The organism is Streptomyces piniterrae, from assembly GCF_005048155.1.
Taxonomy (GTDB): Bacteria; Actinomycetota; Actinomycetes; order Streptomycetales; family Streptomycetaceae; genus Streptomyces; species Streptomyces piniterrae.
This window is the reverse complement of sequence record NZ_SUMB01000001.1, coordinates 82,528-93,919: the sequence shown is the minus strand read 5'-3', so window position 1 is coordinate 93,919 and position 11,392 is coordinate 82,528. Positions and strand designations below refer to the sequence as shown.

Annotated in this window: 8 protein-coding genes; 3 read left to right on the top strand and 5 right to left on the bottom strand. The window is 71.3% G+C overall.

The window, feature by feature from the left end; translation table 11 throughout:
* Positions 1 to 157 precede the first annotated feature (157 nt).
* Together FCH28_RS00470 and lysX are read left to right on the top strand one after the other, a co-directional pair.
* Positions 158 to 1,369: a L,D-transpeptidase gene (locus FCH28_RS00470; RefSeq protein ID WP_136737647.1), complete on the top strand. Its 1,212-nt coding sequence runs from the start codon at positions 158 to 160 to the stop codon at positions 1,367 to 1,369.
* A gap of 26 nt (positions 1,370 to 1,395) precedes the next feature.
* The gene (gene lysX / locus FCH28_RS00465; protein ID WP_136737646.1) at positions 1,396 to 4,710 is read left to right on the top strand and encodes a bifunctional lysylphosphatidylglycerol synthetase/lysine--tRNA ligase LysX; all 3,315 of its coding nucleotides are present in this window, start codon (positions 1,396 to 1,398) and stop codon (positions 4,708 to 4,710) included.
* Here the strand turns inward: lysX and FCH28_RS00460 are convergent.
* The 3 genes from FCH28_RS00460 to FCH28_RS00450 form a co-directional block, all read right to left on the bottom strand.
* Positions 4,655 to 5,722 (bottom strand): TolB family protein, encoded by a 1,068-nt coding sequence (locus tag FCH28_RS00460; protein WP_136737645.1) that lies wholly within the window; start codon positions 5,720 to 5,722, stop codon positions 4,655 to 4,657. The genes lysX and FCH28_RS00460 overlap by 56 nt on opposite strands.
* A gap of 3 nt (positions 5,723 to 5,725) precedes the next feature.
* A complete protein-coding gene (locus FCH28_RS00455; RefSeq protein WP_425471853.1) occupies positions 5,726 to 7,000 on the bottom strand; it encodes an MFS transporter in 1,275 nt (424 codons plus the stop codon).
* Positions 7,001 to 7,062: 62 nt separating this feature from the next.
* Positions 7,063 to 8,046, bottom strand: a complete 984-nt coding sequence (locus FCH28_RS00450; protein WP_246102195.1) for an alkaline phosphatase family protein — start codon at positions 8,044 to 8,046, stop codon at positions 7,063 to 7,065.
* A 381-nt stretch (positions 8,047 to 8,427) separates the two neighbouring features.
* On the opposite strand from FCH28_RS00450, the gene FCH28_RS00445 reads away from it, so the two are divergent.
* Positions 8,428 to 9,321, top strand: a complete 894-nt coding sequence (locus FCH28_RS00445) for a LysR family transcriptional regulator (RefSeq protein WP_136737644.1) — start codon at positions 8,428 to 8,430, stop codon at positions 9,319 to 9,321.
* Between the two features lie 48 nt (positions 9,322 to 9,369).
* Here FCH28_RS00445 and FCH28_RS00440 read toward each other — a convergent pair whose 3' ends face one another.
* A complete protein-coding gene (locus FCH28_RS00440) occupies positions 9,370 to 10,653 on the bottom strand; it encodes a hypothetical protein (protein WP_136737643.1) in 1,284 nt (427 codons plus the stop codon).
* A gap of 101 nt (positions 10,654 to 10,754) precedes the next feature.
* Positions 10,755 to 11,303: a hypothetical protein gene (locus tag FCH28_RS00435; RefSeq protein WP_136737642.1), complete on the bottom strand. Its 549-nt coding sequence runs from the start codon at positions 11,301 to 11,303 to the stop codon at positions 10,755 to 10,757.
* Positions 11,304 to 11,392: the final 89 nt, after the last annotated feature.

Here is an 11,392-nt window from a genome sequence, read left to right as displayed (position 1 = left end):
TTTGATGGCCACCGTCCGTGACGCTCTGGCCGCACATCGCCACCCCACACTCCCGTCATGTGACGTGGATCACGTCACTCCCCGCAACGGCGCACCGCGATCGGCCGTCTTAGCGGCCGACATCGCCCCCCACCGCACCGCTGACGGAAAGCCGCAGATGAGTCAGACCCCCCTCCCCCGCCGCCCGCGGCCTTCCCGGTCGCCGCGCGCCGCCCGCGCACTGATCCCGTTGATCGGTATGGCCGCGCTCACCGCGTGCGGCGGCAGTGCGGCGTCGGCGCCCAAGGGCGACCCGGTGACGGTGGGGCTGGGCGCGGCGAGCGGCACCAAGACCGTGCAGGCCGGTGACCGGATCAAGGTGACGGCGGCGGGCGGGGTGCTGACCGAGGTGACGGTCACCGATCCCCAGGGCCGGCGGCTGACCGGCCGACTCGGGCACGGCGGCACGGTGTGGATCTCCAGCGCGAAGGCCGCGCCGGGAACCAAGTACTCCGTGGTCGCCAGGACGAAGAACGCACAGGGCGGCACGTTCGACGCCAAGGAGTCGCTGACCACGGCCAAGGCGGACAAGCTCAACAAGCTGGTGCTCAATCCCGGCTCGCAGGGCGCCACGGTCGGCATCGCCCAGCCCATCATGATCACCTTTGACTTCCCGGTGACCGACCGGGCCGCGGTGGAGAAGCGACTGAAGGTCACCACCAGCAACAACACGACCGGTTCATGGGGCTGGGTGAAGGACTACACCGGCAAGGACCGCGTCGACTGGCGGCCCGAGGAGTACTGGAAACCGGGCACCAAGGTCGCACTGCGGGCCGAGCTGAACGGGGTGGACTCCGGCGGCGGCCGCTACTTCGCCAAGGACTACCGCCTGGACTTCGGCATCGGCAGCAGCCAGGTGGTGAAGGTCGACCTGGACGCGAAGCGGCTGTCGTTCGTGGAGAACGGCCGGGAGGCCACAAGCATTCCCGTCTCGGCGGGGAAACCGGACGCCGAACACGCGACATGGACCGGCACTTTCCCGCTGATGGCGAAGGAAGGCACGATCAACATGAACTCGGAGACCGTGGGCCTCGGCGACGCGTACAACAAGATGGTCCGCGACTCGATGAAGCTCACGAACTCCGGGACATATGCGCACGCCGCGCCCTGGAACGCGGGCAAAGTGGGCCGGATCAACGCCAGCTCCGGCTGCATCGGCATGATCGATTCGGATGCGGACTGGCTGTACGGCAAGATCCAGGTGGGTGACCCCTTCGAGGTCACCGGATCCTCCGTACGAGGGAAAGCTGACCGGACCAACGGGATCGGAGACTGGATGGTCGACTGGTCCCGGTGGCGGAAGAACAGCGCCCTCTCGTCGAGCAGCTGACCCTTTTCAGAGCCTAATGTGACGGAATGAGCACCGTGCAGGACCAGGATCAACTTACGGGGTGGCAGCGCTTCAAGCGCCGCGTCCCCAATGGCTTCGCCATCATCTTCAGCGTATTGGGGCTGTTCTGTGCCCTGACGGCGCTGATCGGGCCCTTGCGGCGCGGGCTCCACCCGGTGATCTACTGGCTGGACACCCTCACCATCCCCGTGGCGCCGAACTTCGCCTATGCGGCGTTCCTCTTCCTGCTGGCCGCGGCGATGACCGCGCGCAAACGGGTCGCCCTGTGGTTCGTCGTGGCCTACATGCTGCTGGTCACGCTGGCGGACGCACTGTTCCTCGCCGCCGGATACTGGGAGTTCGCGTTCTCCCTGGTCCTGTGCACCGGAGCGCTGGTGCTGCTGCTCGTCTCGCACCGCGAGTTCTACGCCATCACCCGGCGCGGCGCGTTCCTGCGGGCCGCCGGGGTGCTGGCCGCCGGGCTCGTGGTGGCCGTGCTGATCGGCTGGGGCCTGGTGTCGCTCGCCCCGGGGACGCTGGAGGCCGGCGGCGCGAACCGGCTGCTGTGGGCCGCCAACCGCGTCTGCGGCGGGCTGGTCGGCGGCCGGATCGTCGAGGGCCATCCGCCGCACTGGATCAGCACCGTCCTCGGTCTGCTGGGCGCGCTGGCGCTGCTGAACGCCGCCGCCGCGCTGTTCCGTTCGCAGCGGATGGAAGCCGCGCTGCACGGCGACGAGGAGTCCCGCATCCGGGCTCTGCTGTCCCGCTACGGCAGCCAGGACTCGCTGGGCTACTTCGCCACCCGCCGCGACAAGGCCGTGGTCTTCTCCCCCAGCGGCAAGGCCGCCGTCACCTACCGCGTCGAGGCCGGCGTCTGCCTGGCCAGCGGCGACCCGGTCGGCGACCGGGAGGCCTGGACGCCGGCCATCGAAGCCTGGCTGGAGGTCGCCGGACGGTACGGCTGGCAGCCCGCCGTGATGGGCGCCAGCGAGGACGGCGCCAAGGCGTTCGCCCGCAGCGGCCTCGGCGCGCTGCAGCTCGGCGACGAGGCGATCCTGCATGTCGCGGGCTTCGACCTGGACGGCCGCGAGATGCGGGTGACCCGACAGGCCGTCAACCGTGTGCAGCGGGCCGGCGCCACCTTCCGGGTACGCCGGCACTCGGCGCTCTCCGACGAGGAGATGCAGGAAGTCATCCACCGGGCCGACGCCTGGCGGGACACCGAGACCGAGCGCGGCTTCTCGATGGCGCTGGACCGGCTCGGCGACGAGGAGGACGGCGACTGCCTGCTGGCCGAGGCGTTCGACGGCGACGGCAACATGATCGCGCTGCTGTCCTTCGTGCCGTGGGGCAAGGACGGCATCTCGCTGGACGTGATGCGGCGCGACCGCAGCGCGCCCAACGGCGTCATGGAGTTCATGGTCGCCGAGCTGTGCGCACAGGCCGGCTCGTTCGGGGTGCGCAGGATCTCGCTGAACTTCGCGGTCTTCCGCTCGGCCTTCGAGGAAGGCGCCCGGATCGGCGCGGGACCGGTGCTGAAGTTCTGGCGCAGGCTGCTGCTGTTCTTCTCGAAGTGGTGGCAGCTGGAGGCCCTCTACCGGTCCAACGCCAAGTACAACCCCGAGTGGTACCCCCGGTTCCTGTGCTACGCGGACGCCGGGGCGCTCGCCCGGATCGGTCTGGCCTCCGGTATCGCCGAGGGCTTCGTGGCCGTGCCGAGCCTGGGCAAGCTGTGGGGCAAGGGCCACAAGAAGAAGGTGCTGGCCCCGGCGAGCACCGCGGGCCTGCCGTCGCTGCACGAACTCGGCCTGGTGCACGTCCCGGTCACCGAGGAGGAGCGGCGCGAGCAGGAGCTGGCCGCGCTGCCCGAGCAGGTGCGGGTGCGCCACCACAAGCTGGAGCGGCTGCGCGCGGACGGCACCGACCCGTATCCGGTGGGCGTGGAGCGTACGCACACCCTGGGCCAGGTCCGCGACGAGCACCCCGAGCTGAAGCCCGGGGCCCGTACCGGCAAGGTCGTCAGCGTCGCCGGGCGGGTGCTGCTCACCCGGGACCACGGCGGGGTGCACTTCGCGGTGCTGCGGGACTGGTCGGGCGATCTGCAGATCGCGCTGACGCGGGACGGCAGCGGGGCGGAGACCCTGGAGCGGTTCGGCTCGGACATCGACCTGGGTGACCATGTCGAGGCCGAGGGCGAGGTCGGCGCGAGCGACCGCGGTGAGCTGACGGTGTTCGTGTCGCAGTGGCGGCTGACGGCCAAGTGCCTGCGTCCGCTGCCGGACAAGCGGCGCGGTCTGTCCGACCCGGAGGCCAAGGTCCGCCAGCGGTATGTGGACCTCGTCGTCTCACCGGACGCACGGGAGACGGTGCGGGCGCGCAGCACGGCCGTGCAGGCGCTGCGGCAGGGCCTGATCGACCGGGGCTATCTGGAGGTCGAGACGCCGATGCTCCAGCAGATCCACGGCGGCGCCAACGCCCGGCCGTTCCACACCCACATCAACGCCTACGACCTGGACCTGTACCTGCGTATCGCACCGGAGCTGTATCTCAAGCGGCTGTGTGTGGGCGGTATGGAGAAGGTCTTCGAGATGGGCCGGACCTTCCGCAACGAGGGCATCTCGTACAAGCACAACCCCGAGTTCACGATGCTGGAGGCGTACCAGGCGTTCGCCGACTACGACGTGATGCTCGATCTGACCCGGGAGCTGATCCAGGGGGCGGCGGTCGCGGCGTTCGGCAGCGCGACGGCGCGCAAGGCGGACGCCGACGGGCGGCTGGTCGAGCACGACATCTCCGGGCTGTGGCCGGTCAAGACCGTCTACGGCGCGATCTCGGAGGCGCTCGGCGAGGAGGTCGACGCGGACACCGGGCCTGATGTGCTGCGGCGGCTGTGCCAGCGGTCCTCGGTGCCGGTGAAGCCGGAGATGGGGCGCGGTGACATCGTCCTGGAGATGTATGAGCGGCTGGTCGAGGAGAAGACCACGCTGCCGACGTTCTACAAGGACTTCCCCACCGATGTCTCGCCGCTGACCCGTCAGCACCGCAAGGACCCGCGGCTCGCCGAGCGCTGGGACCTGGTCGCCTTCGGCACCGAACTGGGCACCGCCTATTCGGAGCTGACCGACCCCGTGGAGCAGCGGCGGCGGCTCACCGCCCAGTCGCTGCTGGCGGCGGGCGGCGACCCGGAGGCGATGGAGCTGGACGAGGACTTCCTCCAGGCCCTGGAGTACGCGATGCCGCCCACGGGCGGTCTGGGAATCGGTGTGGACCGCCTCGTCATGTTCCTCACCGGGCTGTCGATCCGCGAGACGCTGCCGTTCCCGCTGGTGCGGAGGCGCTGACCGGCCCTGTGACGGCGGGCGACACGGCGGAGGCCACCTCCTTGCGGGGGTGGCCTCCGCCGTTCGCGGGGACCGACCACAGGTCGGCGCCGAAGTCGCCGGGCAGCGCGTACAGGAGGGTGCGCCCGTCCAGCCACAGCGCCTGGTCGTCCACGCTGGCCCGTTCCGCGAGCGGTGTCTCGCGCCCGCTGCGCAGGTCGAGGACGTACAGCCGCCAGGGCGCGTCGGCTCCCTGGGGCCGTATCCGCTTCTTGAAGGCGATGCGGGTGCCGTCCGGGGAGAGGGAGGGGCACTCGGCGTTCTCGCGGACCGTGGTCAGGGACCGGCGGGCCAGGTCGCCGCGGACCAGATAGGTGCGGCCTCCGGTGCCGAGGGTGGCGTAGTAGGTGTTGTCGTCGGCGGCGAAGGTGACGCCCCAGAAGTTGTGGTCGACGGCCTGATGGCGGCGGCCGTTCACCAGGACGGTGAAATCCTCCAGGGTGTCGTGGAGGGTGCCGGTGCGGGTGTCGTAGACCGCGGTGCGGGTGGAGAAGGCGCCGCCCGCGTACGAATCGCCGCTGACGAACACGGTCCAGGCGACGAGCCGACCGCTGGGCGAGACGCGGGCGCGGGTGGGGATACCGGGCACCGGGAAGTGGCGCACGGCCCGGCCCCGCGCGTCCAGCAGCACGGCTTCGTGCCCGGGGATCACACCGCTCTTCTTCCGCAGACAGATTCCGGTGCCCGCCGCGGCGTGGAAGCGGAGGCAGTCGCGGGGCGCCGCGGTGCGCGGGCCGCCGGGGGCGGTGAGCGGGACGGTGGCGAGCCGGTCGCGCTGCGGACCCCATGCCAGGCTCCTGAAGACCAGGCGGCCGGGCCGACGCAGGTCCAACTCCCCTCGCTGAATTGCCGGTTGGCCGGTGTGCGGCCGTTCGCGATCGGCCGCACGGTCGGCTGCGCGATCGACGGCGAGGAAGGCGGTGGTGGCCAGCAGGGCAGTGACGACGGTGAGAAGTGTCGCGCGGTGGCGCATGGTTCACCCTTTCTTCCCTGGGCGCAGCAGCCACAGGGAGGCGCATACGGCCATGGTCAGCGCGGTCACCGCCGCGGTCAGCGCGGTGGTGGGCCCGGTGAGGGTCCAGACCAGCCCGAACAGGGCCGCGGCGGCGAAGCGGGCCGCCGCCTGGCCGGTCTGGACGAGGGCGAGGCCGCTCGCCCGCAGGGCCGGCGGCAGCAGCGGGGCGGCGGCGGCCGCCAGCACCCCGTCGGTGGCGGCGTAGAAGGCACCCAGCAGGACGAACAGCGCGATGGCGAGGGGCAGTGGGGAGACGACGTTCGTGAGGAGCAGCAGGAGGTATGCGGCGAGCAGGGCGCCATGGCCGGCGAGCAGAACGCGGATGCGGCCCACGCGGTCCGCGAGGCGGCCGATCGGGAGGGCGAGCAGCAGGAAGGCCGCCGCGGTACCGACCGGCAGCAGGGGGAACCACCGGGCGTCGAGGGCGAGTTGACGCTGGAGTACGAGATAGAGGAAGGCGTCGCCGATCGTGGCGGCGCCGAGCAGCGCGGCGGCCAGGCCGAGGCGGGGAACGCCCCGGGTGCGGGCGAGGGTGCGGAGCGTGAGTACGGCACCCGGGCGGCGGGCCGGGTCGACGTGCGGGGACTGTGCGGCCGGCTCGCGGACGTACAGGGCGAGCAGCAGCACGCCGAACGCCGCGCAGCAGAAGCTGACCTGGAAGACGGCCTCGTATCCGTCGCGGGCGGCCCACAGGACGGCGAAGGCGGCGAGCGGGCCGAAGAGGGCGCCCGCGGTGTCCAGGGTGCGGTGCACTCCGAAGGCGCGGCCCTGCGCTTCGGGGCCGGCGGACAGCGAGATCAGCGCGTCGCGCGGGGCGGTGCGCAGTCCCTTGCCGGTGCGGTCGGCGGCCAGGACGACGCCGATGCCCCAGGGGGTGGTGACGGCGAGCAGGCCGAGTTTGCAGGCGGCGGAGAGTGCGTAGCCGACGCCCGCGACGGGTTTGCGGCGCCGGGTGCGGTCCGCGGTGTGCGCGCCCACGAGCCGGACCAGCGCGGTGACGCCCTGGTAGACGCCGTCGAGCAGGCCGAAGGCGAGCGGGGACACACCGAGGCCGACGACCAGATAGAGCGGCAGGACGGCGGTGACCATCTCCGAGGAGACGTCCGTGACCATGCTGACCAGTCCGAGCGCGACGACGTTTCTGCCGATGGCGTTGCCGCGGCCGGTGTCGACGCTGCCTGTTTTGATGCTGCCCGTGTCGATGCTGTCGGCGGCACGACTGGACGAGAGATACACGGCCGTCTCCTCCTGTGCTCTTGTGCTCCAGTGCTCCTGCGCTCCTGGTCGTCCCGCGTCGGTCAGGACGCGGTGTCGAAGACCTCGGTGACGGGGGTCGCGGTGGCCGCGTTGCCCGCGTGCCCGGTGCCGTAGAGGTCCTCCAGGGTCCGCAGCAGGCTGTAGTGGTTGTATGCGCCGCCGGCGCTGCCACCCTGTTTGACATGGGCGCCGTAGAACACGGTCGCGATCTGGTTGGAGCCCAGGTAGTTGTCCTCGTCCCAGGTCAGCATCAGCAGGCTGTTGTTGGCCTTGGCCCACTGGGCGTATCCGTCGAGATTGTTCTTGACCCAGGTGTCTCCGCTGCCCACCGCGCAGTCGTGCATGTCGTTGCACAGGTTCGGGACCACGAAGGACACGTTCGGCAGCTGGCTGAAGTCGGTCTTCGGGAACTGCCCGAAGGTCTTGCCGGTGTTGAGCGGGACGTTCTTGAACGCGAACCACGGGTTGTGCTTCTGCGCGTACTTGCCGCTGCTGCAGGTGGTGGACCCCTCGTTCGGCAGGTCCTCGTTATAGCTGGCGAAGGTCTTCCCGGCGGCGATCAGCTCCTGACCGAGGTTGGCCGCGTCCTTCGACTGCGGGGTGTAGCAGCCGTCGCCGGTGATGCCCTGGGTGGCGCCGGAGAAGAGGTTGAAGTAGTTCGGCTGGCTGGGGTGCGTCAGCGCCTTCATGGCGGTCAGGCTCGCGCCGCCCTGGGCGAGCTGGTTGATGTAGGGCGCGTTGGAGCTGCCGATGATCTGCCGATACTGCTTGTTCTCGAAGACGACGACCACCACATGGTCGTAGGACGGCAGCGCGGCCGTGGTGCTGCGGGTCTCGACTGTGGTGCTGCGGGCCTCGGCTGTGGTGGCCACGACGATCAGGCCGAGCGCGCCGAACGTCGCGGCGAGCGCTCTGCGCCGGCGGACGGCCGAGGGCTTCCTCGGCTTCACCGGCTGCTTCCTCGTCTTCGTCTGCTGCACCGGTTGGATCGGTTTCATCGGTTTGATCGGTCTCATCGGCTTCATGGGGACTCAGCTCCTTGTCTAGGGGGAGGCGACCGGCTGCCGGCTTCGGGGGGAGGCGCGTCGCATCGTGCGGCCGACCCCTTGCACTGTCAACGCCGGTGTCAGCAAGGGGAGTTGGAGCCGCGCTGGAGCTGTGGACGGCGCGGCGGCCCCGACCGGACGCCCTCGCGCCCTCCGCACACCGCCCCCGACCTGCGCACACGCCCTCCGCCCCGCCGCCTGCCGGGTACCCCTCGCGGCCTCCGCTCACCCACGAGCCATGCCCGCCCGGCATGGGGACGGTGCCGACCCGGTCTCGCCGGCTGCCCCGGCGGACACGCCCCGCCCCGCCGACGCTCCCTTTCCCTTACGGGTTCACCCTGCCGGGGCTACCGTCCGCCCATGGCGCTCACCCTCCAGCAACTGCGTTATCTCGTCGCGGTCGCGGACTGCCGGTCCATCACCGCAGCGGCCGCCGCCGTCTACGTCGCCCAGCCCGCGCTGTCCCGGGCCGTGCAGGCTCTGGAGCGCGATTTGGATGTGGAGTTGGTGACCCGCAAGGGCCGGGGCGTCGAGCTGACGCCCGAGGGTGCGCGGGTGGTGCGCCTGGCCCGTACGGTCCTGGACGCGGTCAACGCGATCGAGGACATCGGCACCGGCCACGGCGGCCGGGCCCGTGAGCGGCTGTGCGTCGTCGCCACCCCCACCCTCGCCATCGACCTCGCGGCGGATCTGCTGCCCGCCTTCACCGCCCGCCACCCCTGGGTCGACATCCGGTTGCTCCAGCACGACAGCCGCGAGGCGCTGGTGCAGTCGCTGGTCGACGGCACGGCCGAACTCGGCCTGGTGGACCTGCCGGTGGACCAGGACCTGTCCACCCACCACCTCCAGGAGCGCGACGTCGTCCTCGTCTCGCCGCCCGGCTCCGGCCTCCCCGACCCGTTCCCGGTCCGCCGGCTGGACGGCCTGCCGCTGGTGCTGCCCACCAGAGGCACCGGCAGACGCACCGAGCTGGAGTCCATGTTCAGCCGGCTGGGTGTGCGCCCGGTGGCCGCGCTGGAGGTGGACGAACGGCTGGCTTGGCTGGCGAGCGTGCTCAGCGGTCACGGCTCACTGATCTGGTACCGCGAGATGGCGTTGCGCACCTTCGGCTCGCGCGCCGAGATCCGCTCCTTCACCCCGGCGCTGCTCCGCCCGGTCGGCATCGTGCACCCCCGCCGGGCGCTGAGCCGCCCGGCCCGTTCCTTCCTCGCACACGCCCAGCACAACGCGCCGTACCGCGAGCCGTCCCGGTGACGGTCGGACACGCCCCCTGGGGCGTGTCCGATGGGGCATGGCCGGGCCCTAGCCCTTGAGCCTGGCGACGGCCCATTTCGCGTCCTGGGGCAGGGTGCCCATCTCCTTGCGGAACTTGCCGATCAGCTTGAGAAGCCTGGCGCCGTGCGCCATGACCTCGCGGGCGAAGTCCGGGTCACCGGCCTCCACGGCGGCGAGGACGAGCCGGAGGTGCTCCTCGGTGATCATCCGTCCGAGGCCGCGCCGGTGCCACTGCCACGCCATCGGGTCCTTCTCCGGCGGCTCGACCGCGAGGGGGATGCCGAGCTGTTCCCACTGGCCGGTGGGCTCGGGTGCGGGCTTGTCGATGCCGAGTACGTGCCGGATCTGCCGCAACGTCCGCCATGCGGCCGCCAGGTCGCCCGCGCTTCTCTCCAGCATTGCCAGGGTGCGGCCCTCCCTGGCACGGTCCCATGCCGTGTCCTGGAGCGACACCACCTCGCGCCGGGCCCGAGCCGCCTGGGCGAAGTCGCCGAGGAGTGCCAGCTCGTCGCTGAGGACGCTGAGCCGTTTCGCGTCCGGTCCCGTGTCGTCGAGCATGCGGATCAGCGCGACCCGCGCATGCTCCGTGAGGCCCTGGTCGCGGGCCAGCCGCACCCAGGTCAGCTCCGACTCGTGCGAGGTCGACTCCCTCTCGTCCGAGGTCGGCTTCGGCTCGTCCGCCGGGTCCTGGCCGGAGCCGTCGGCCCCCGGAGGGCCCTCGGGCAGGGGCAGGCCGGCCGCGAGGACGACGTCCCGCAGCGGTGTGCGCAGCCTCTCGTCGAGCAGTCGGTACGCCAGCAACTCCTCGGCGGTGAGCAGGAGATGGTCCGGTTCGGTGCGCAGCAGCGCGCCGTGCAGCCGGGCGATCAGCTCGACGGGGGAACGCTCGGGGAGGCCGAGCCCGGCGCGCAACTCGGCACGCTGGGCATCGAGATCGGGGCCGTAGGAGGCGCGGATCGCGTCCTCCACCTCGGCGATCTCGGCGAGCAGCCGCTCCTCGCCGTCCTCCGGCGCGAGATGGACGTAGTCCTGCCAGCCGGGCAGCCCGACGATCACCTCCAGTGCCTCGGTCACGCTGTCGCCGAGCAGCCCCGCCTGTCCGTCCGACGACGCGTAGAGCACCCCGCCGCCACCGCAGAGGAAGAAGGTGCCGCCCGTGTCGTCCCCGGCTATCGCCTCCAGCGTGGCCCCGGAGGCGAGCCGGACCTCCTCGCCGTGCTCGGCACGACGGAGGTCGAAGTCGAAGGTGAACGCGGCCGGCTCGGCCAGGCGCGGCTGCTCCCTGAGCAGCTCAAGAGGGTGTTCGGTCATGCGGCCGTAGGTTACGTCGCCCGGCGCGGTTCGCACCTGCCGAAAAGCCCCGTGCTACGGCCCCTCGCATCGGGACCGTGGCACGGGGCGGGCGGGGTCGCTCAGGTGAAGGTCAGCGCCGAGAGGGTGGTGGAGAAGGTCGTAAGGCCCTTGGTTGCGCAGTCCAGGTTGACGGTGGCCACGAGGGGCGCCGCGGTGATGGTGTCACCCGCCAGCGGGCCGCTGGTGACCTCGGCGCTGAAGGCGGGCAGGCCGTTGAGGGGGTCGGTGTTGATGGTGAAGTCGAATTCGCTCGTGGTGCCGTCGTTCCAGACGAATGTGCCGGTCCCGTCCACCGAGAACAAGGCGGAGCACGGCGCCTCCGCGGCGGTCGCCACGCCCGCGGGCTCGATGGAGGCCGACGTGAGCTGCCGGCCAGTGAGGGAGCTGCAGTTGGACAGGTGTCCCGAGCCGGAAACGTCCGCGGTTCCACCGGGTGTGAGGGACGGGGAGAAGTTCAGATCGGCACTCCCACTACAGGTCAGGTCCCCCGTGTCGGCCACCGCCGGAGTGGCGGCGGGCATCGCCAGCCCGGCGCACAGCAGCACTCCGGACGCCAGTGCGCCCACCCTCCGGAGTGCCCTGCGTCGGATCGCGTGCGGTGTGGCCATGTACTACCTCCTGTGACCGAGCTCTGCCAGGTGCGCGGTGAGCGTGCCCATCGCGCACCTGGCTTGCTCCCCTGGTGCAGGGGCGCGCG

What these genes read in the sequence shown, in the direction of transcription:
- FCH28_RS00470 (WP_136737647.1), top strand. Translation starts at nt 158, where the DNA reads ATGAGTCAGACCCCCCTCCCCCGCCGCCCGCGGCCTTCCCGGTCGCCG.
- lysX (WP_136737646.1), top strand. Translation starts at nt 1,396, where the DNA reads ATGAGCACCGTGCAGGACCAGGATCAACTTACGGGGTGGCAGCGCTTC.
- FCH28_RS00460 (WP_136737645.1), bottom strand. Translation starts at nt 5,722, where the DNA reads ATGCGCCACCGCGCGACACTTCTCACCGTCGTCACTGCCCTGCTGGCC.
- FCH28_RS00450 (WP_246102195.1), bottom strand. Translation starts at nt 8,046, where the DNA reads ATGAAGCCGATGAGACCGATCAAACCGATGAAACCGATCCAACCGGTG.
- FCH28_RS00445 (WP_136737644.1), top strand. Translation starts at nt 8,428, where the DNA reads ATGGCGCTCACCCTCCAGCAACTGCGTTATCTCGTCGCGGTCGCGGAC.
- FCH28_RS00440 (WP_136737643.1), bottom strand. Translation starts at nt 10,653, where the DNA reads ATGACCGAACACCCTCTTGAGCTGCTCAGGGAGCAGCCGCGCCTGGCC.
- FCH28_RS00435 (WP_136737642.1), bottom strand. Translation starts at nt 11,303, where the DNA reads ATGGCCACACCGCACGCGATCCGACGCAGGGCACTCCGGAGGGTGGGC.